At 41.5% G+C, this 22,409-nt stretch carries 18 protein-coding genes; 16 read left to right on the plus strand and 2 right to left on the minus strand.

Annotated elements, in window-relative coordinates:
• Positions 1–21 precede the first annotated feature (21 nt).
• The 4 genes from AC787_RS17850 (at position 22) to speE (ending at position 4,464) form a co-directional block, all read left to right on the plus strand.
• Entirely contained in the window at positions 22–837 is an 816-nt protein-coding gene (locus AC787_RS17850) for an MBL fold metallo-hydrolase (RefSeq protein ID WP_054026015.1), read from the plus strand.
• A 313-nt stretch (positions 838–1,150) separates the two neighbouring features.
• Entirely contained in the window at positions 1,151–2,107 is a 957-nt protein-coding gene (locus AC787_RS17855) for an alpha/beta fold hydrolase (protein ID WP_054026016.1), read from the plus strand.
• A gap of 195 nt (positions 2,108–2,302) precedes the next feature.
• Entirely contained in the window at positions 2,303–3,562 is a 1,260-nt protein-coding gene (locus AC787_RS17860) for a saccharopine dehydrogenase NADP-binding domain-containing protein (protein ID WP_054026017.1), read from the plus strand.
• Between the two features lie 17 nt (positions 3,563–3,579).
• Positions 3,580–4,464: a polyamine aminopropyltransferase gene (gene speE, locus AC787_RS17865; RefSeq protein WP_054026018.1), complete on the plus strand. Its 885-nt coding sequence runs from the start codon at positions 3,580–3,582 to the stop codon at positions 4,462–4,464.
• Positions 4,465–4,537: 73 nt separating this feature from the next.
• Here the strand turns inward: speE and AC787_RS17870 are convergent, their stop codons facing one another.
• The gene (locus tag AC787_RS17870; RefSeq protein ID WP_054026019.1) at positions 4,538–6,631 is read right to left on the minus strand and encodes a GxGYxYP domain-containing protein; all 2,094 of its coding nucleotides are present in this window, start codon (positions 6,629–6,631) and stop codon (positions 4,538–4,540) included.
• A gap of 419 nt (positions 6,632–7,050) precedes the next feature.
• On the opposite strand from AC787_RS17870, the gene AC787_RS17875 reads away from it, so the two are divergent.
• The 7 genes from AC787_RS17875 (at position 7,051) to AC787_RS17905 (ending at position 15,007) form a co-directional block, all read left to right on the plus strand.
• Positions 7,051–7,521: a CcdC family protein gene (locus AC787_RS17875; protein WP_054026020.1), complete on the plus strand. Its 471-nt coding sequence runs from the start codon at positions 7,051–7,053 to the stop codon at positions 7,519–7,521.
• Between the two features lie 157 nt (positions 7,522–7,678).
• Entirely contained in the window at positions 7,679–8,431 is a 753-nt protein-coding gene (locus AC787_RS17880; protein ID WP_082360821.1) for a response regulator transcription factor, read from the plus strand.
• Positions 8,400–10,046: a sensor histidine kinase gene (locus tag AC787_RS17885; RefSeq protein ID WP_054026022.1), complete on the plus strand. Its 1,647-nt coding sequence runs from the start codon at positions 8,400–8,402 to the stop codon at positions 10,044–10,046. Before AC787_RS17880 ends, AC787_RS17885 begins: the two co-directional genes overlap by 32 nt.
• A 176-nt stretch (positions 10,047–10,222) precedes the next feature.
• Positions 10,223–11,857 (plus strand): extracellular solute-binding protein, encoded by a 1,635-nt coding sequence (locus tag AC787_RS17890; RefSeq protein ID WP_054026023.1) that lies wholly within the window; start codon positions 10,223–10,225, stop codon positions 11,855–11,857.
• 92 nt (positions 11,858–11,949) lie between these two features.
• Positions 11,950–12,858, plus strand: coding sequence for an ABC transporter permease (locus AC787_RS17895; protein ID WP_054026024.1), 909 nt, complete (start codon positions 11,950–11,952; stop codon positions 12,856–12,858).
• 9 nt (positions 12,859–12,867) lie between these two features.
• Positions 12,868–13,755 (plus strand): carbohydrate ABC transporter permease, encoded by an 888-nt coding sequence (locus AC787_RS17900; protein ID WP_054026025.1) that lies wholly within the window; start codon positions 12,868–12,870, stop codon positions 13,753–13,755.
• A 253-nt stretch (positions 13,756–14,008) separates the two neighbouring features.
• On the plus strand, positions 14,009–15,007 hold the full coding sequence (locus AC787_RS17905) for a LacI family DNA-binding transcriptional regulator (RefSeq protein ID WP_054026026.1): 999 nt from the start codon (positions 14,009–14,011) through the stop codon (positions 15,005–15,007).
• Positions 15,008–15,116: 109 nt separating this feature from the next.
• Here AC787_RS17905 and AC787_RS17910 read toward each other — a convergent pair whose 3' ends face one another.
• Positions 15,117–15,659: an NADPH-dependent FMN reductase gene (locus AC787_RS17910; RefSeq protein ID WP_054026027.1), complete on the minus strand. Its 543-nt coding sequence runs from the start codon at positions 15,657–15,659 to the stop codon at positions 15,117–15,119.
• A gap of 534 nt (positions 15,660–16,193) precedes the next feature.
• Here AC787_RS17910 and AC787_RS17915 point away from each other — a divergent pair.
• From AC787_RS17915 to AC787_RS17935, 5 genes are all read left to right on the plus strand, one after another.
• Positions 16,194–18,062 carry a glycosyl hydrolase family 8 gene (locus tag AC787_RS17915; RefSeq protein WP_063847540.1) on the plus strand — a complete coding sequence of 623 codons (1,869 nt, stop codon included), beginning with the start codon at positions 16,194–16,196 and terminating at the stop codon, positions 18,060–18,062.
• A 136-nt stretch (positions 18,063–18,198) separates the two neighbouring features.
• A complete protein-coding gene (locus AC787_RS17920; RefSeq protein WP_321166123.1) occupies positions 18,199–18,987 on the plus strand; it encodes a sugar ABC transporter permease in 789 nt (262 codons plus the stop codon).
• A complete protein-coding gene (locus AC787_RS17925; protein WP_054026029.1) occupies positions 18,984–19,865 on the plus strand; it encodes a carbohydrate ABC transporter permease in 882 nt (293 codons plus the stop codon). Before AC787_RS17920 ends, AC787_RS17925 begins: the two co-directional genes overlap by 4 nt.
• 36 nt (positions 19,866–19,901) lie before the next feature.
• Positions 19,902–21,245, plus strand: coding sequence for an ABC transporter substrate-binding protein (locus AC787_RS17930; protein ID WP_200930718.1), 1,344 nt, complete (start codon positions 19,902–19,904; stop codon positions 21,243–21,245).
• 71 nt (positions 21,246–21,316) lie between these two features.
• Positions 21,317–22,297 carry an N-acetylglucosamine kinase gene (locus AC787_RS17935; protein ID WP_321166124.1) on the plus strand — a complete coding sequence of 327 codons (981 nt, stop codon included), beginning with the start codon at positions 21,317–21,319 and terminating at the stop codon, positions 22,295–22,297.
• Positions 22,298–22,409: the final 112 nt, after the last annotated feature.

A 22,409-nucleotide genomic window follows, 5' to 3' on the forward strand; every position in this document is an offset into this window, starting at 1 on the left:
CTGGAGAAAGGGGAGTTATTCTTGATTCAATACAAGAATGAAAACGTAACGGTATTCCAAAGTGAATTATATCAGACGACTTCTACAGTCATTCAAACAGAAGAAATGGTACTCATCGTAGATCCGAACTGGCTTTCGGGAGAAGTTGAGGCGATAAAGGAGTATGTAAATGGCATCAAAGGGGATCGTGATACGTATCTGTTATTTACCCACGGAGATTTCGATCATATTATTGGCTATCAAGCGTTCCCTGATGCGATAACAATTGGCAGTTTCGAGCTGCAGCAGCATCCGCAAAAAGAGCAAAAGCTTGAAATGATTCGAGAGTTCGATAACAAAAATTATATTATAAGAAACTATCCTATAGCATTTCCAAATCTCGATATCGTAATTCAAGAGGATGGGCAGCAGCTGCGTTTAGGGAATACGACGATTACTTTCTATCTTGCTCCGGGGCATACGGAAGATGGATTAATAACGATAGTCGAGCCTCTAGGAATCATGGTTGCAGGAGATTATTTATCCGATTTCGAACTGCCTTTCATTTATCAAAGCGCAAAGGCATATAACCAAACGCTGGAGAAGGCGGGTCGTATTTTTGAAGCTCATTCCGTTCGCTTGCTCATACCAGGTCATGGAAAAGCCACTGCCGACTCGTCAGAGATGAAGAGACGCTTGGCTACGGCATCGGATTACTTGAACCGACTTTGTGAGGCGGTTATAACAAATAACGAGCCTGCTCTTGCTGCGCTCTATCATGAGCATGCCTTCTTATCCACCTTTACGGAAGCCTGCCACAAGGAAAATATATCGATAATACAACGAGAGTATCGGTAATATAGTAGTACACGAACATCAAAACACGCTATCGAGAAGACACTTAGGTGCTGCGCGATAGCGTGTTTTTGGTTTATTTACGTTTAAACTTCCTTTTTCATAGTATATTATGCGCGCTCATTATAGCAGGTGTTATCGTCTTGAATCTTAAGGCGCAAGCCATTGAAATATAAATCTAGTATCTGCTTATATTTAGTGTGATTACCTGATATTATAATATATTAGTAGGTATAGTAATGATAAATTTGGTAATGAGGCAAGGTGTTATTCGTGCTTTAATCGACATATTATATTTGAGAGGAATGATTGTAAAATGCCGTTAGTAGACATGCCGCTTGAGAAGTTGAAGGAGTACCAGGGAATTAATCCTTGCCCCGCTGATTTTGATGCTTACTGGGACCGGGCGATCTCAGAGATGCGCGCAGTAGATCCGCAAATTCAGCTTGTTCCGAGCTCGTTCCAGACTCCGAATGCGGAATGCTTTGATCTCTACTTTACCGGCGTTCGCGGGGCTCGGATACATGCGAAATATGTTCGGCCAAAACATATTTCTGAGCCGCATCCGGCAGTCGTGTTATTCCATGGGTACACGGGAAATGCGGGCGATTGGAACGATAAGCTGGCTTATGCCTCATTAGGTTTCTCTGTTCTAGCCATGGATTGCCGCGGCCAAGGGGGAGCGTCCGAGGATTCGGGCAATGTGAAGGGGAACACCCATCATGGCCATATTATTCGGGGATTAGATGATCATCCGGATAATCTGCTGTTCCGCCATATTTATTTGGATACCGCACAATTGGCGGGTATCGCGCTTGGCTTGCCTGAGGTTGATCCAGAACGTGTTTATGCAGCTGGCGGCTCACAGGGCGGGGCGCTTACGATTGCTTGCGCGGCACTCGAGCCGAGAGTGAAGAAGCTTGCTCCCGTTTTCCCTTTCCTTTGCGATTATAAACGAACTTGGGAGATGGATTTGGCGAAGGGTGCGTATCAGGAGCTTAGTACCTTCTTCCGTTATTTCGATCCGCTGCATGAACGTGAGGATGAAATTTTTGAGAAGCTTGGTTATATTGATCTTCAATTCCTTGCAAACCGGATTCGCGGCGAAGTATTGATGTTCGTTGGCCTAATGGATACGACTTGTCCGCCTTCCACACAGTTTGCAGCCTATAACAAAATAACTGCTCCTAAGCAGTTAGCCATATATCCCGATTTTGGACATGAACATTTGCCGGGTTCAACGGATCGTACGATTCAATTTTTCTTAACCTAATACTCCTAAAATAAATGAGAAGAGTCAGACCACTTTTTCAAGAGGTCATGGCTCTTTTTTGTGCTGGTTGGAGGTCTTAGCGGACAATCTTCAATCTGACTATAGTTGTAGTAAAAAATAGATTCTATCAATAGGTCATAGATTAGATCGGAGTCTATCGATTATGAATACCTTGTTTTAAAGGAGTTGAGTAACTTGGACGATAAAAAAATAACCCTTACTATTCTTGGAAGCGGTGGAGGAGTGGCTAAATCAATTCTAGCAATATTAGACAAATCTTTTCAAAATGTTGATGATCCCATCCATTCGTTTATAAGCAGTTGTAACCTTCATTTAGTCGATCGGACACAAAAGAAAATGAAGTATTACGAGCAATTCATTCCTCATTTAAGACATACGGTTACGTTACATCAGATTAATTTGAATGATTTGAAAAAGTTTCGGCAGTATTTAATCGATTCAAAGACAACGATCGTCATTGATGTTTCTTGGGCTGACACGGTCGAAATGCTTCATTGCTGTAATGAACTGGGCGTTCAGTATATTAACACCGCATTAGAAAATACAATGGTGGATGAAGAGGAAGAGCTTGAAGGATTTACATTAATGGAACGTTATCGTATTTTTGAAGAAAATAGAGGACGCTTCACAAATATGAAAGCGATCATCGGTTCAGGAATGAATCCAGGCGTCGTGCAATGGATGGTCTTTGAAATGCTGAAGCAAACGCCAGATGAAAAACCGCTTGGCTGCTACATCGTTGAACATGACAATACATTTTATAGCGATCCATCGCTAGGTCAGAAAAAAACAATTTATACTACATGGTCCCCTGAATGTTTCTTGGATGAAGCCATATTAAACTATCCTATGTTTATGAAGCAGCACAGGTCTCTTTTTTTCTATAACGCTGTTTATGAGTTAGAGTTTAAAGTGTCGCTCGGAAACAAACAGTTTTACGGGTGTTTGATGCCCCACGAAGAGGTTATTACGCTGGGGAAAGCTTTTGATATGGAGATAGGTTTTATTTATCGTGTGAATGATCATACGACGGATTTAATCCATGCCAATCTTAGCAATATCGATGATCTTTGGGATTGGAATCACAAGGTTTTGGATCCATTGGACGCCGAACTGGATGGAGAAGATTTGGTAGGTGTGCTCCTCGTTTATAAAGATAGAGAAAGATTTATGTATAACGTCATGAACAATAAGTCCATATTTTCCGAATACAAAACAAATGCCACTTATTTTCAGGTAGCCTGCGGGGTCTATGGGGCCTTGTCAGCGCTGCTGCTTGATGATATTCCTAATGGTGTTTATTTTGTCGACGAACTGTTGCTTCAAACCGATACTGGTTATGGCAAATACCTTTCGTATTATATGAAAGACTTTGTTACGGGCGAAAATAACAATTCTGACGGGCTTTTACTGGATAGAATTAAAAAACAATGATTCGGTGGGATAATAGAATGACAGATAAAAAGTATTCCTTAACAGGTTATTATAAAGAAACAAATGAGGAGTTATGGTTGTGGGATGACCTTCCAGAGCTTGAAATGGAAGTTGGATATAAAGTAGGAGCGCTTCTTCACTACGAACAATCCCCTTTTCAAGAGATTAGTATTATCGAAACAAAAGGTTTCGGCCGCATGCTTGTTCTTGATGGAACTCCCCAAGTTACCGAAAAAGATGGTTTTATTTATAACGAAATGATAACGCATATTGCAATGACCACTCATCATGAACCCCAAAAAGTCGCAATGATTGGAGGCGGTGATTGCGGTCCAGCCCGCGAAGCGCTGAAGTATGATAGTGTGCAGCAGATCGATGTTGTGGAAATTGACCAGAGAGTGATTGAAGTATGCAGGACATGGATGACAAAAGAGACTGACGATAAGCGGAGAGAGCTTATAAACACAGTAATCAAAGATGGGTACAAGTGGATTCAAGGGCAAAAAAACAAGTACGATGTGCTTCTTGTGGATCGATCAGATCCTTATGGGCCGGCAACCAGTCTATATAAGCAACAATTTTATCAATACGTTTACGATAGTTTGACAGCTGACGGTATCGCCGTTTTTCAGTCAGGATCCCCCTATTATAATCAGAATATTTTGAAAAATACGATTAGCAAATTGAAAAAGTTATTTCCCATCGTACGCACTTATTTATGTTCCATTCCTTCGTTCCCCGGTGGGATATGGAGTTTTACGGTTGCTTCAAAAAAGTGGGATCCTCTAGAGGCAGACTTGAATGGTTTGCAATGGCAGGAAACGAAATATATATCCCCTGAAATATTCCGAGCTTCTTTTGTAGTGCCAAATTATATTAAAAAAATATTGGAAGAGAAGTGAAAGCACAATCATGAAACAGCGCGCCCCGATTGAATATCGGTGCGCGCTGTTTCAGTTTGGCTTTTTCAACTGTTTAGTTCTGTTCTTCGTCCTCGTTCTCTGCTTGCTGCGGTTTGGCTGGAAGATTGTTGTGATCTCGGATAAGCGAGAAGTAATGATCGGCTCGCACGGCTTGATATTCCGGTCCGAGCGATTCTGTCAACGCCACAACATCTGATGGCGTCATGCTCCATGCGAGCAGTCCAAGTGATACGAACAATGGTGATTTGCCATCCCAGTTCGCTTTGGCTGCTGCCAAAATGTTTTTCCCGTCTTGTGCGGTACTAATGCCTTGAATCGTTGATACCGGCAGGGTACCGTTTAGGATTTCGACGCCGTAATGGCCTTCCCAGCTGAGGAAGAGTCCTTTTGCTTTGTAGAACTTCTCATAGGCAGCTGCCTTTGATGCGCTGAGCGGAACATTTTCGCTGTTCACACGATTGAGCACATATGGAACAGTCATCCCTGTTTTCTTCATATACGTGTAAGACTGCTTAAGGAAATCTGAGAATGTAGATTCCGGCCATGCTTCTGGATAGAAATATCCGGAACCGGATGGACCGGCAATGATGAGGTCATTTTCCGTCGCTGTTTTTTGGAAGTAGTTCAGAATAGCAGGTGCACCGTCATAAAGAAGCGGGCTCGATGTCCAGTTGATCGGCACTTTACCGCGAGCTGGGTCATCCCACAGTATGCGCATTCTATGCTGATTGTATTGGAAGTTGTCGCCTTCGCTAAAGGTATACGTGACATAAATTTTATTTTCAAGCTTAGGTGCCTCAGGTGTTTTGGCTTTGAATGACTTCGCTTTCGTACCCGAGAAAACCGTCAAGTTGCTGAACCAGTCCGCTGCAAGCACGTAGACGCTGTGATTGGATGTGATTTCTACGGAGCTGAATTCACCCTCAACGTCATTATTGAACCAGCCTAGATAAGGGGTACCCGGTTTGACTCCAGATAAGATTTTCTCGAAGAGCGCCTTCTGTTCAGGCACGTTCGAATCAAGCCAGAACACCATCGCTTTGTTCGCAACCGCATAATCGCGGAGGTAGCCGTAAGGCTCCTTCTGATCTGAAGTAGGCGGCTGGACATTGCCTGCCGAAACCTTGTACTGGTTCCACATCAAGACAGAGGCAGTTAACTGCTTCGTACCTGCAGGCGGCGTAAACTTGTAGACGAAGTATCGGCCGTTGTCTGCGAACCGATGTCCGCCTTGGCCAGTCGATACTTGGGAGCTTTGACGGTCATACAGAAACGCTTCCTCCTCAGGCGTACCTGGAATGAACTGCGCGATTGTTTGTCCATCTGCCTTCACGGTTACTTCATGAACGGCTGGTCCCCAGCCATCCTGAGTGAAGGCGTCGTCGAAGCGGAGGTATACGGATTCTTTGCCCAAATTGCTGGACAGATCAAGTTCATACGTATTTTTGTTTTTGCCATCGCGTTCCTGCGTTGTGTCTTCCGCTATGACCTTAAACGATTCAGGAAGACCAGAAGGTATTCTAACGGATGTGTCAGGGCTTAATCCGACTAACATCCGATGTGTCGATTTTGCCCATAGGTTCTCATATTGCCATGTATAAGCATCCATGCGGTCTTTGAATTTACCCTGTAGATCATCGAGCACTTTTAGGTTAAACGGAGCGGCTTTCAACTGCTCAGCGAGAGCGGGACTTGCAACAACGGCGTCCTTTAACCCAGCAAGAGTAGTCGCTACGTTGATGGTGTCAGCAATCTTTGGATCGTAAACGATGATGCCTTTAATTTCTTTTTTATATTTTTTGACGATATCCCAGTAATCAGCTTGTAGATTGTAGGGAACCTTCAAGTCTTTTAGCCAAGTTAGCTTGCCTTCTTCTTGATTTTCGAGCAGATAGATCCGGGGCTCCTCACGGTTAACGATACCCTGCAGAGTTGCAAGCAGCAGCTTAATGTCTCCTGGCGCATCATAAATATCAGCAACATCCAGCTTTTTAGGGGTTGCGAAAGATGGAAGCGCTTGCTTATTTGGCCAGCTAATTGAGCTTTTGTCGGATTTGGATTCCCCAGAAGCTGAAGCTGAAGCGCCAAGTATTAAAGACAGCGTACATACTATAGCCAGACATGTGACAGTAAGTTTTCGAATCACGTCTTACACCTCGTCTCATCCTATTTGGTGATACCATCGTTATAGCGCCTTTTTCAATCCCTCCTTCTTAGGCTAGTTCGCTAATGAACGAATGGCGGTACCTATATAACATATTAAATATATTTATATTAATTACAATCGTTTCGACAAAGGTTCTAACAGAAGACAACTCGAGACCTAAAGCATCATAGCGCAAAAGAGATAAGGAGTAGTCCCTATTACATAGCTTAAACGTAGAAAATACCCGTATTTAAAATATATATTCAATATATATAATTATGGAGAAATGTTGGAAATTTGCAGCTTCTTCACAAAGTGATTCCTGAATATCCGAGTTGCGTATTGCAGATATTTCATCCACAAAGGTATAATGTAAATAATGGAAATTTAATATTTTAATTGTAGAAAGCGGTGTTGAAATGGATAGTTCTTTTTATGTATTCGTTATTGCCATTGCTGCTCTCGTGCTATGGAGGCGAACAAGGAGCTTTTATCGTCCAATTCGTGGAGATGGTAAAAGGCTGTTGTACCCTATTCTTTTTATGCTGCCCGGATTATTATTGATTTTTAATTCCAATGTCCATGCGCCGTTTTACGAATTTTTGATTGCGGCGGCTATCGGTATTACTCTCTCGATTCCTCTAATATGGACCACAAACTATGAAATTCGTGATGATCATCTAATATACGCCAAGAAAAACTGGGGATTCGTCGTAGCTTTTCTCGTTGTCATAGCGATTCGGTTCGAGCTGCACCACTATTTATCAAAAATCGAACCTCAAACACTGGCTGCTTTGTTTATGATTTTGGCATTCTTCTATGTCATCCCATGGCGAGTAGTCTCCTACATTAAATTCCGGAAATTGATGCACCTTCAAACGGTACGGTAAATGTATATTATTATTCTGACATTCAGGGAGCCCCTCTTTAAAGGAGCTCCTTTTTTTTGTTTTTGGTGCAGCTAGTGCACGGATCTTGTAAGCCCTTTCTAAAATTGTGCTATAATGGGGCTTATTTATTAATCATTCCGACAGAGGAGATGTCATCTTGTTTAATGTTCTAATTGTGGATGATGAGCATACAGAGCGTGAAGGCATAAAGAGTTTAATTACACAGTATAAATTTCCCTTTAATGTGCTGGAAGCTGAGAATGGTCTTATTGCCGAAGACATTTTAAATAAGAAGTCCATAGATATTCTGATTACAGATGTGAAGATGCCTATGATGAATGGTTTGGAATTAAGTAAGATGGCTAGAAAAACGCAGGAGAATTTAAAAATTGTGATTTGCAGCGGTTACGACGAGTTTGAATATGCTAAAAGTGCAATCAAATTAGGGGTAGTCAATTACTTGTTGAAGCCTTTAATCGTCGATGAATTTCTAGAGGCAATGGAAGAGATTACGCAAATCAGCCCTTGCAGAGATAACCCGGAGCATGAAACACAAGAATCGATGGTCATTAGGCAAGTGAAGGAGATCGTGAAGGATAATTTCCAGCGTGATCTCTCATTATCGGATGTGTCTAAGGAGGTTTACCTTTCTCCAGGCTATTTAAGCATACTTTTTAAAAAAGAGACAGGTGTAAATTTCTCGAAATATTTAACGGATTATCGGCTGCGCAAGGCGAATTATATGCTGGTCCATTCCAATATGAAAATAAATGATATCGCTGTCTTTGTAGGAATTGATAATACCTCTTATTTTTGTAGGTTATTTAAAGCTAAATATAACGTCAGTCCGTTACAATATAGAGAAAGCGGTATAACAAATGATTCAGTTGATAAAGAACAAGTTCAATGATATTAAATTCCGAAACAAATTATTGCTATCTCATCTCATTATCGCGTTGATTCCTATTATTTTATTAGGTCTATTCTCATTTATTCAATCGTATAGGACTCAGATAAAAGAGTTAAAGAGTGAAGCGGCTTCAAGCTTGAACCAGATTTCCAATATTCTTGATTATAAAATTAATAGATATAATACACTCGCCGAGTTTATGGTACTCAATCGGGATTTTTCGGATGTGTTTATAAATAATTACGAAGAGAACTATTTTGCTATGTACCTCGACTTCAGAGACAAAGTAGATCCTATGATTTCGCATATTAAATTAATGGATGATAACATCGAGGGAATTACTTTTTATACGTCGGGAGATTTACTGGGCATCCGTGAAAATATTTTGCCGTTAAGCGAGCTGAAAAACAAGGCGTGGTATGCTGGGTTTAGAGGCAGGCAATGGGTCATCTATGACAATAACGTATATTTGGTCCAAGAGCTGATTAGTAATTTGAAAGATAGTAATTTTATGGTCATTTCGATTAATTTTGATAGTATTTTTTCTGATTTGGATAAGCTGTCGGACTATATTTTTGTAAATATTGAGAACGAAAAGAACCAAATCGTATTTAATGAAAAAAAACCAGAGGAAATCTCTTCAATAGCTGCTATGTCCGAGAATCGCTTGAAAATAAGTGGTGAATTGAAAAATATCGACTGGACGATCCATTATTATCTTTCGAATGCAAACGCTTATATTAATGCTTTTGGTATTTTTAAAATCACAGTATATGTTATTTTACTGAGTTTAGTGATCACTTTTTTACTGATCTATATATTTTCAAACAATTTTACAAGGCGAATCATCTTTTTGAAAAATAAGGTGGACAAGGTTGAACAAAACAATCTAGATGTCATTATTCAAAGTACATCCAAAGACGAGTTTGGTGGACTCACGAATGGAATCGGGAAAATGCTGGAGCGGATTAACGGTCTGATTTTTCAAGTTTACCAGGCTGAAATCGCCAAAAAGGAAAGTGAGTACAACAAGCTCATAAGCCAGATTAACCCTCACTTTTTGTATAATACGCTCTCCTTTATCCACTGGCGCGCGCTCAAGAAAAAAGATATAGAAACCAGCTATATGGTCACTACATTAGCTAAGTTCTACAGAAAGACGTTAAATCATGGCAGAAATATGGTTACGGTAGAAAATGAAATTGAACATATTCATGCCTATTTGGATTTGCAGTACATCATGAATGACGGGAAATTTGAGGTGGAGTACCAGATAGATGAAGCGATTCTAAACCATTCGATCATTCATTTTATTTTACAGCCGATCGTGGAAAATGCCCTTAAACATGGATTCGCCGAACCCAATGCTGATGGAAATCAATTGACGATTGCAGCTTATCCCGAGAATGAGGAGATCAAAATGGTGGTAAGCGATAACGGTGTCGGCATGTCATCAGAGCAACAAAAGCAGCTGTTAACAGCAGATAGCGGAGGCTGTGGTGTAAAGAATGTGAATGACCGTATTAAGCTGTATTATGGCAAGGAATATGGGCTGGAAATGGAGAGCATACAAGGTGAAGGAACAACGGTCACATTAACGATTCCGCTTACTTGATGCAGCATACAGCTCATTCTGGAAACCGTGGTACCTCGTGTACAACGGTTTTTTTGTAATGTTCATAAAGGATGATGGAACATTAAAAAGTGCTATAGAAAAGAAAAATGTTGCATATACGTCATTTCTGATAACGCATACAATTTAAATATAAATAAACGAAGGAGCTACTAAACATGAGGAAAAGTAGGAAATTCGCAGTAATTTTAACAGCTTGTATAAGTTTGCTAGTTGCCAGCGGTTGTAATAGTGCTAATAGTGGAGGCAACGAAGCAGCTGCTCCAGTTAACGAAAATGATTATAATCCCTATGGAAAATATGAAACGCCTGTTGAATTTACAATTGGCCGACATACAAATCGGGTGAACAATTTGCCTGAAGGGGATACCATCGAGAATAACCTTGCTACAAGATATGTGGAAAGCAAGGTAAATGTAAAAGCGAAGGTTGCTTGGGAAACAGATGATATGGGTCAGAAACTATCTCTATCGATGACGACTGGTGATTTGCCTGATGTAATGCTTGTCAACCGAGAGCTATTCAATCAATTGGTTGATAATGATTTGATTGCCGATTTGACTGAGGTCTACGAAAAAACGGCATCCGACGGAATTAAGAAAATTTATGATTCTTATAGTGAATTATTAATGGATCAAGTAAAGGTCGATGGCAAAATCATGGGGCTGCCCATGACGAATATTGGGAACCAGCACCAACTATTGTGGGTAAGGAAAGATTGGGTTGATAAGGTTGGAGCTGAATTGCCGAAAAGCTTGGATGACGTTTGGAACTTGTCGAAAACCTTTGTAGAGAAGGATGCTTCGGGAACAGGAAAAACGGTTGGATTTGTAATGGATCAGAATGCAATGAATTTCTCACCCGTGTTTGCAGCGCATGATGCATTTCCTGCACAGTGGATTACGAATAAAGAGGGACAAGTTGTATACGGGTCGGTTCAGCCGGAAATGAAAGAGGCATTGGCGGATCTGAGTGAACGTTACAAAGAAGGACTCATCGATAAACAGTTTGCGGTTAGATCGAACGAAGAAAAAGAAGCTCTAGTGATCAACGGTCAGGTAGGCATGCTATTTAATCCTTGGTGGATCGGCTATACGAATTATAAGGATTCGATTAAAAAAGACCCGAATGCTGAGTGGGTAGCGATTTCTGCGCCAGTGGATGACAATGGGAAATTTAAGACGATTCGCCAAGATCCAATTGGCGGCGGTATCGTCGTTGTGAAAAAGGGTTTTAAACATCCCGAAGCCATTATGAAATCTATTAATTTAACAACAGACTTCTTATACTCCATGACTGACGATGCTGTGCAGTACAAAAAAGAGCATTCGGATGAATTATTAACAGATGCGAGTAGATGGAACAACGACCCTACTCAAATTCCGATGCAAATTGACTATGATGATGTATTAAAACGTTACTATGACGACATTATGCAGGCAGATAAATCGGGAGATGAATCTACGATTCAGGAAGATCGGATTGTATCGTTGCGTGCCTATCAAGAGTTCAAGAAACAGGGAAGCGCTATTGATGTTAACACGTATGGAGAATATATTTCCCGCATTGAAGGCCAAAGAGAAGCCAATAACGAGAACCTTGAAGTCATAGCTGGCGGTTTCTATGGGACAACGGAAACGATGAAGATGAAGTGGGCTAACCTGCAAAAGATGGAAGAAGAAATGATTTTGAAAATTATTATGGGCGAAGCAAAAATTGATGAGTTTGATAAGTTTGTCGCAACTTGGCATCGCACAGGCGGAGATGAAATAGCCAAAGAAATTAATCAATAGTAAGAATCATCAGGTGGAGTGAACCTCCACCTGAACATTTTCGTTTAGCTGAAGCAAGTTCATTAATTTAAATCCAAGGATGTGATGCGAAAATGGCGCAAGTGGTGAAAAAACGGGGGTTGTCGAGCGGTCTTATTTATCATTTCATGCTGCTGCCTGGGATGATCATGTTGTTTATTTTTTCGATTATTCCGATGTTTGGAGCTGTGATGGCCTTTCAAAGATTCATTCCTGCGAAGGGGATATGGGGATCTGACTGGGTGGGTCTTGCTAACTTTACGTATATGTTTCAACTGCCGGACAGCAAGCAGATTTTCATTAATACGATTGTCATAGCGGTAGGTAAAATCTTGCTCGGCTTATTAGTACCCATTGTATTCGCTCTATTACTAAATGAAGTAAGACTTAAAGTCTTTAAGAGTGCGGTTCAAACCATTGTATATTTGCCGCATTTTATGTCATGGGTTGTTTTAGGCACCATGCTATCTATGATTTTTTCATATGACGGTATGGTCAACGGTCTACTTGAGTTTTTGGGTCTGGAACCGATTATGTTTTTGGCAAGCAATACGTGGTTTAGGCCTCTGCTTATTTTAACGGATACATGGAAGGAATTTGGTTACGGAACCATTATTTACTTAGCTGCCCTGACGGCAATTAACCCAGCATTATATGAATCGGCTGCGCTTGATGGTGCTAACCGCTGGAGACAAATTAGAAGTATAACGCTGCCGGGAATTTTTCCAACAATCGTACTACTGGGCACTTTGAGTCTAGGAAATGTATTGAATGCAGGTTTTGACCAGGTATTCAATCTATATAATCCGTTGGTATATGAAACAGGGGATATTATCGATACCTTTGTATACCGTATGGGACTAATCAACATGCAATATTCCTTCGCTACAGCCATTGGATTAATGAAATCGGTTATCAGTTTTGTATTAATTATTCTCTCCTATAAGTTAGCTGCAAAATATGCCGGGTATAAGATTTTTTAGGAGGTAAACATGGTACAATCCAAAGCCCTCGGGTCCAGATTTGTTAATATACTCATTATTGCGGCATTGTTGATGATCACTTTTCTTTCCATTGTTCCACTAATCAATACGATTGTCATTTCGATAAGCAGCAGTACAGCTGTAAATGCGGGAGAGGTTTATTTTATCCCCATTGATATTAATTTTTCCTCCTACGAGAAGATATTGAATGACACGAAGTTTTGGAAAGCATTTTTAGTATCGGTGGAGCGGGTAGTTCTTGGAGTTAGCTTGAACATGATTCTGACTATATTGATGGCATACCCGCTATCCAAAGGCATCAAGCAGTTTAAGTCTAGAAATGTATATATGTGGATCATTATATTTACGATGTTGTTTAGCGGTGGTATTGTTCCATGGTTTATGGTCATTAGCAATCTTGGTTTGATCAATTCCATCTGGGCTCTCGTATTGCCTGGTGCCGTTCCTGTGTTTAATGTCATCTTGCTCATGAATTTTTTCAAAGGTATTCCAAGAGAGCTTGAAGAAGCTGCCTTTATGGATGGAGCGGGTCCGTTAAAAACATTATTTTATATTTTTCTTCCGGTCTCCTTGCCAAGCTTAGCTACCATTGCTTTGTTTGCCATTGTGGGTCATTGGAACAACTTCTTTGACGGGATTATTCTAATTAATGACAGTACAAAAATTCCTTTGCAGACCTATCTTCAACAGCTCAGTCTGACACGGGATCAACTGCAGAATCTTACGGTGGAGCAGCTTAAGGAGTTTAACAAGGTGTCCAATGTCACATTAAACTCAGCAAAAATATTGGTATCGATGATTCCTATCTTATTAATCTATCCCTTCCTGCAGCGTTTCCTTATTCACGGAATCGTCTTAGGATCGGTAAAAGAATAGTTAATAAAACATATAACTCGCAATACTACACAGGAGAATGATTATGCCTGGACAGGAAATCAGAAAGTCTTAATTCATATGTTGATCCACAACCAAATAGGGTTGTGGATTTTCTTTTACGGGGAAAAAGCAAATAGACACCTGTCAATGGAATAAAACATAAATTTACTTTAATATAGCGTTAACTTATGTGAAATCTAGTGGTAAATGTGGTATGTTTATGTAAATTGCGTTTAACAGGAGCGGTTCATCAATGAAGGTTAGTATATTTGATGTTGCTAAGAAATCGGGATTGTCAGTCGTTACGGTATCCAGAGTTCTTAATAAATCGACATCCGTGCGCCAGAAGAATAAAGAAAAAGTGTTGCAGGCCATGAAGGACCTGGACTATCATCCGAACGCATCAGCCCGGAGCCTCGCAAGCGGCAAAACCGGTATTATCGGATTAACATTGACCACATTGCATGACACTGTTCTTGACGCTGTAGTCAAGGAGATTAATGATAGCTTGGCAGAGCAGGGTTATTTTCTCGCACTCTCCATCTCACAAGGAGACGAGGATTCGTTCAACCGTTCGATGTTTCAAGAGGATCGTGTAGATGGGGTTATTTTGCTCTCGCCAATTAATGCAGATATATATGTAATGGAGCTTAAAAAGAGGAAAATTCCTTTTGTCATTCTGGATAATCAGCAGCGTAATCCGACGGTTCCATCTGTTATCGTTAATAATTTTAAAGGCGGCTATGATGCAACAAAACATCTGATCGACCTTGGACATACCGATATTGCTCATATTAGCGGGCCTGATCCGTTTCTGAGCAGCCGTGAGCGTGAGAGAGGATTTCTGTTCGCGCTTGAGGAAGCTGGTTTGCAGCCTTTCCAAGTGGAGCAAGGTTCGTTTGATATTCCTTCAGGCTACGCCATTGCTAAGCGCTGGATTGATGGAGGCAAGCTGCCTACAGCGGTATTCGCAGCAGATGACTTTATGGCGTTAGGCGTAATGGACGCTTTCAAAAATGAAGGGATTCGCATTCCTCAAGATGTATCTGTCGTAGGTTTCGATGATCAGATTTATGCGGAAGAATTTCATCCTGCACTGACAACCATTCGTTTGCCATTTGAGAAAATTGGGCGGCAGGGAGTGGATATTTTGCTGAAACTAATCAAGGATTCTCCTAAACGAAATACGATCATGGAGTTCGATCCGGAGTTAATGGTTAGGAAATCTACGGGAGCGCCTAGAGATCGTTAAGTGATAAGACAAAGGGCATTCATATTAAAAGAAAGAGCCAGCACAATTACTATTTCTATAGTGATTGCGCCGGCTCTTTCTTTTTATTCTGGCTGAGGAGGTATTAGCTCTAGTAACAAGCCTGCTCAAGTGAATGAAGCACGGATAATAACTCCTGCTTTAGCTCAGGATCTGTAATCATGCCTTCTTTATTTAGTTTTAACGTAATATGCGGAATAATCAATGTCCCGCCCTCTACAATCTCAGCATTAATCATTTTAAGTGTAAGCAGAAGTGAAGCATGAGCTTTATCCCCGCCCATTGGAGTAGGTGAGGCGCTGATTACCGCTGTAGGCTTATTCATAAACGCAGTAGTGGATACAAGCCAATCCAGCGCGTTTTTCAAAACGCCAGGCACACCGTTCCCATATTCGGGTGTACATATAAGCACACCATCAACTTCATTAAGCAGTGTTCTTAGCCCTTTGACCGGCACAGGTCCTTCCTCAATATCAATATCAGGGTTAAAATGCGGAAGGTCTCCTAACTCACCGTATATAGTGAATTTTATGTTTTCCGGGGCTAATCCGATGATAGCATTCATTAGTGATGTATTTGAGGAGCTTTGACGAAGACTTCCCGAGATAGCCAAGATTTTAATTTCCTTATTCATTCCACTTCATCTCATTTCTTCTAAGATTTTAATAACTCGATAATGAGTTACCGGGTGTAATGATACGCAAGTACATTCATATTTATTATCTCATTTGAACACAAGAAGGGCGTCTTTTCAAATTACTTCTGCCCTACAGAGTGGAAAGGACATAGCCTTTATTTATATTACCCTTATAAAAATGTGCTATTTGATAAGAAACTACTCCTCTATCAAACGGTTGAGTATTAAATTGAAACACGATCATTGAATAGCTTCTTACTCTTAAAAGTTTAAGCGTTTAAATAAAATATATGACAAAATCAACGTTTAATAGTTATAAGAGACAAGTAAAGACAAAAACAGAAACAGTGCATTTATCTACAAGTTAAAGGATATATAGAATCCATAATAAGCAAATAAAATATTAATTGACATATTTTGAATGTCGGTATAAACTCATGTTGAATATTAAAGCGGTTAAACTTTCGCTATCGATTTAAGATTTTCTCGGATTTGCTTCTTTCATTATTAAAAAGAAAAGAGGTTAGTTTCATGAGGATTAAAAGGCTATCAACGATTCGTTTCTCGACTTGTCTGACTCTCGTGTTCATGATGTTGACGCTGAATCTTTCGAACTTGGCAGCTGCGGCAGAAGGTTCAACAGAAAAAGGACCACTCAAAGCATTTCCGCAGCATACCGCTTACGCGGAAGGGTCGATTAAGCCTAACCATGTCCCGCAAGAACAACTGGATAATACAGTGAAAAAATTATACGACGAGTGGAAAGTAAAATACTTAAAAGAAAATCCATATACGAAAGGTCAATATTATGTTTGGTACGCGGACGGGGACTGGTTTGTGGGCAACGAAATTACGGTCTCGGAAGCACACGGGTACGGGATGTTAATAACAGCTCTGATGGCTGGTCATGATCCGAATGCGAAGAAATATTTTGATGGTATGTATCGTTACTTTAGAGCACATCCAAGTGAAATCAATCCAGATTTAATGGCTTGGCAGCAGGGGGATACAGGCAAGGCTATCGTTGATATAAACGGTATAGATTCAGCTACGGATGGAGATTTGGATATCGCTTATGCGCTGCTGCTCGCTGGTGAGCAATGGGGAAATGATGGAGAAATCAATTATTTAGCGCAAGCCCGTAAAGTTATAGATGCCATTATGCAAAGTGAAGTGAATCAGGAAGACTGGATCTTAAGACTTGCGGATTGGGCGACGACTGACAAATGGGCTAGTGCGACACGCTCATCCGATTTCATGCTGCAGCATCTGAAGGATTTCCGGAACGTTTCTGATGATCCACGCTGGGATAAAGTTATCGACAAAACGTATGGTATTATACGAAACCTCTACAAAAACTCCAGTCCTAATGCAGGACTTCTCCCAGACTTCGTCGTGAAAAAGGGCAACAGCTTCATTCCTGCACCGCCAGAATTTCTTGAATCCATTTATGATGGCGACTATAGCTATAACTCCTCCCGAATCCCATGGCGTCTTGGAACGGATTACTTAATTACAGGGGACAACAGGGCGAAAGATCAGTTAAGCACACTGAATGCATGGATACGCAAAACAACGAAAAATGACCCTAGCCATATTATGGCGGGATACAAGTTAGATGGGTCAAAAGCGATAGCAGATTATGAAGATATCTCGTTCGCCGCTCCGCTAATGGTAAGCGCAATGGTCGATTCTTCTAATCAAGAGTGGCTCAATAAATTATGGGATTACAATGCCGCGGTCAAGACGGAAGAAGATTTGTATTTCGGCAATAATCTTAGGTTGTTAAGCATGATTGTCGTATCTGGCAACTGGTGGTCACCAACCATCGTTGATATGAAAGCGTCTTCTGATCCAGGCAACTTTAAAGATATTGCGGGTCATTGGGCAGAATCCAATATTCGTAAAGCTGCTGTGGCAGGCATCGTGAAGGGTTATGCCGATGCCAACTTTAATCCTAATCGTTCCGTAACTCGCGCAGAGTTTGCTGCTATGATGATGCAAATAATAAAGCCGCAATCAAATGGAGCTGAGCTTACGTTTAGTGATACGTCTGCAATCAGTGAGTGGGCTGTAAAGGCGGTATCACAAGCTGTTGAGCTAGGAATCGTCTCAGGTTATGAGGATGGCAGCTTCCAACCTAATGCTCCGATTTCACGAGCGGAGATGGCTGTGATGATTGCAAATGGCATGAATATCGAAGCGGATGCTACTGCCATACCGGGGTTCGCTGACGATAATGAAATACCAGGCTGGGCCAAAAAAGCAGTAGAGTCTGCGAAGAAAAATGGCATTGTACAAGGGCGCAGCGGCAATTTATTTGTGCCTAATGCGATAGCTAGCCGTGCAGAAGCGGTAACGATGCTGCTGAGCATGCAAGCAATTGTAGAAAAGGAATAGGAAACCGAATGGAAGGGGGGCGGTTTTACTGAAGAGCAGCAAATTTCAGAGGCGGGAAAACAAACACTTTTATCTATTTATTTCTCCATGGATTATTGGTTTTCTTATATTTGCTTTATATCCAGTAGGCGCTTCATTGTACTACAGCTTCACGGACTACGATATTATTAACCCGCCCGTTTTCGTGGGATTGGACAATTTCAGAGAGCTCTTTCAGGATCAACAGTTTTATAACTCGATAATGGTTACAATCAAGTACACCCTTATCAGCGTTCCTATAACGTTATTTTTATCTCTTATGTTTGCAATCTTGATTAATCAGAAGATTCCCTTTAACGGGTTTTTCCGTACAGCGATGTATTTTCCAAGTATGATTTCAGGCGTATCGATGGCCTTGTTATGGTTCTGGGTATTCAATCCGCAGGCGGGATTGTTCAACTATGGGTTATCGTTTTTCGGAATTGAACCGATCCACTGGTTTTTGGATGAGAATTACGCTTTAGGGGCTCTCATTATTATGTCGTTCTGGGGACTCGGCGCAGGCATGCTTATTTTCCTAGCGGGGCTCCAAGGTGTGCCAGCCCATCTGCTGGAGGCAGCAAGGCTCGATGGCGCTGGCCGCTGGAAAACATTTTGGAACGTAACATTCCCGATGATTTCGCCCGTATTTCTGTTCCAGCTTATTATTGGTGTCATTGAATCCTTTCAAGTGTTTACACAGGCCTATACGATCACGCGTGGCGGACCGAATTACTCTACCTGGTTTTACGTGTATAACATTTACATCAATGCGTTCAAAAATTTCCGTTATGGATATGCGTCTACCATGGCCTGGATACTACTCGTTGCAGTATTAGTTGTTACCTACTTTATTATGAGAACGTCGAAACGATACGTTTACTACGAAGGAGGTGGCAACAAATGAGTGAAGTAACCTCGGACGCAATCTCAAAACGATTAGTTGTGAAAAAGAAGCTGAAGTTATCGCAAATAATTGGATTCCTCATTTTATTGGCGGTAACGATCACGATGTTGTCACCGGTTTGGTTTATGCTCTCGACATCCCTAAAGACGACCAAAGAAATGCTGATGTTTCCTCCGACGATCATTCCTAAAGTGTTTGCTTGGGAAAACTTTAGTGAATTGTTTACCAATACCGACATTAAATTCGGCCAGCAATATAAGAACAGCTTAATTGTTGGCATATTCACCGTTATCGGAACGGTGCTTTCCTCATCATTCGTTGCGTTTGGATTTGCTAGATACAAGGGAAAAGGCAGTGGACTTATGTTCATGCTAGTGCTCAGCACTTTGATGCTGCCTTATCCGGCTATCATGATTCCGCAGTTCCTTTTATTCATGAATCTTGGACTGCATGATTCGTTATTGCCGCTCATTCTGCCAGCTTTTTTTGGGTCAGCTTATATGATTTTTTTGTTAAGACAATTTTTCTCTACGCTGCCTGATGAGCTTTATAACGCCGGCCGGATAGACGGTTGCAGTGAGTTTAGACTGTACTGGAATATTACGCTTCCTTTAGCAGGCCCGGCGCTTGCTACGGTTGCCATATTTTCATTCATTTGGAGTTGGAACGACCTGCTCAGCCCTGTACTTTACCTAGATTCGCAGGAGAACTTCACGCTTCCAGTAGGGATGGCTGCTATGCTGTCATCGAAGTTTCGTTTAGCGCCTTGGAATTTACTGATGGCCGCTTCGATTCTTTCCGTACTGCCGATTATCGTGTTGTTTGCGGTGGCACAGAAGAGATTTGTTGAGGGGATCGTACTTACAGGCATTAAATAGTCTATGGAATCTAATAAAACCAAGGGGGAAATTAGAATGAAGAATAAGAAATGGATATCTATTACCGCTATTCTCGCATTATCGCTGCTTGCAACCGCATGTTCGAACAACGGAAACACGGGTTCTGGTAAAGAAAAGCAAGTAACGATCACGCATTATACGATTGACTCGCCCGACAGAACGTTTGTAGAGAAGCTGATTCCAGAGTTTGAAGCTAAACATCCGAACATCAAGGTGAAAGTAACCAAAGCACCTTACGAACAATTTGATTCCAAGCTGCAATCATCCATCGCTGCGAAAAATGCGCCGGACGTAACCTCTCACTGGGGGTATGGCGGGTTTATGGAATACTACAACAAAGATATGCTGCTGGATATGACACCTTATTTTGAAGACTTCAAAGCTTCTGATTACAATATTCCGGAAGATGTTATGAACATCTACAAGGTAGATGGTAAAACCTATGGTATTCCGCTTAATAGTTACGTAACCGTTATGTTATATAACAAGGATCTTTTCGATAAGGCAGGACTTCCTTACCCTCCAACAGATTACGAGGACAAGAGCTGGACTTTTGACAAAATGGTCGAATATGCGAAGAAGCTGACAGTGGACTCCGATAATTTGGAGGAAGCTCAGTATGGCGTGGATTTTGGGTTTGGTGAGCGTGACCAACGTCCTCAATATTTCGGAGCGAATGTCTATTCCGATGACACGTGGACTAATGGCGGCAAACCTTCAGAGATTAATTTGACAAAACCTGATGTTATCGACGCTTACAAAACGCTTTATGGTCTAATTCATGATTTGAAAGTTTCACCAACACCAGCATTCTCCCAATCGGTATCCGGCCAATTCGGTGATCCATTCTTATCGGGTAAAATAGCAATGTCTGTTGTTGGTTCGTGGAGCCTAGCTGCCGCTGCAGATTTCAACTTTAAAGTAGGTGTTGCTGCGGTTCCTGTAAGTCCAAAAGGCGATGTGCGAAGCGTACTTTACGTTGATCCATTATTCGTATTGAAGGGTTCAAAACATCCAAAGGAAGCTGCGGAGTGGATTAAGTTCTTGATTACAACGGAAATTCAGGAGAAATCGATCGAGCTTAGCGGAGGCAATCCTCCAGTAAACCAAGCTGCAGCAGAGAAGTATTACAATAACTTCGAAGGCATCGATCCAGCAGGCATTAAGCAAGTATTCGATGGCGCTTATAAATACGGTTTTGAATCGTACAATCACCTTATTTCCAACTACTCTCAAATTAATGAGCTATTCATCAATGAGCTCTCAGGTGTGGAGAACGGAAAACAGAAGGTTGAGGATGTGCTTCCAGTCATTGAACAGAAGCTGAAGGATCTATTGGCAAGAGTAAATAAGGAATAGGTTAAGGGGGAGGGGCGAAATATGCTGCTCCCCTCTTTTTTTGAGGCAGTGACAAACATGTAATCAAGGGAGTGAATCTGTTGAAATATTACTTAGGTGTAGATGGTGGCGGCAGCAAGACTAATACGCTAATTACAGACGAGTACGGCAGAGTCGTAGGAAAAGGGAATAGTGGGAACGGAAATCATCAAATCGATTATGAGACAGCCAAACGCAATATATGTGAATCGGTTGAGATGGCATTAAGCGAAGCAAATATGGAGCGCAGTGACATTCAGTTCGCATATTTTGGATTAGCCGGTGCTGACAGGGAAGCCGATTATCAAATATTGAGACCGATGATCGCTGAACTGGGATTTTCCAAGTATGAAGTAAATTGTGATACAGCGATAGCCCTTCGGGCGGGAACGGATCAACCACATGGGGTCGTATTGATATGCGGTGCCGGAACAAACAGCGCGGGAGTTAATTGTCGGCATGAGTTTTATCAGTGCGGAGGTTTCTCCTATGTTTTCGGAGATTTTGGCGGTGGCAGTGACTTAGGCATTGAAGCCTTCCGCTCTGTAATCCGTGCATGGGATGGACGTGAGCGGCCGACCTTATTGACGAACCTCCTGCTGCAGGATCAAGGTTATGACAGTGTGCAGAGCATGTTCAATGATTATTTGAATCACGATAAGACCCCTCCACTTAGAACAGTAAAGCTGCTATTCCAAGCAGCGGCACAAGGAGACGAGGTTGCATTACATATTTTGCGTGTACAAGGGGAAGAGCTGGGCAAGTCGGCGCAGGCTATCATTAAGCGTCTGGACATGGAGGCGGACAAGTTCGATGTTGTACTTGCTGGCAGCGTTCTTACCCGTGGAGAAGCGCGTTTTATTCATCCCTACATCGAACAGGCTGTCAAAAGCTGCGCCCCAGGTGCATCGTTAGTGAAGCTCGAGATTGAGCCCGTCGTTGGAGCGGTGTGGCTCGCTTTTGAAGCTGGAGGGAATAAGCTGCCGAGGGAAGTATACGACCGTCTGAGATCCGCATCGGAATATAGTTATTGAATCCAAATCGACTAGATTGTTTAATATCGTCTCATGGTGGCACATAGGTTAGTCGGGTTATGCTGGAGTAAGCTAATCATTTGGTTAAGCAGCATAGATTATAAAATATGGG

Source organism: Bacillus sp. FJAT-28004, assembly GCF_001280845.1.
Taxonomy (GTDB): domain Bacteria; phylum Bacillota; class Bacilli; order Paenibacillales; family Paenibacillaceae; genus Pristimantibacillus.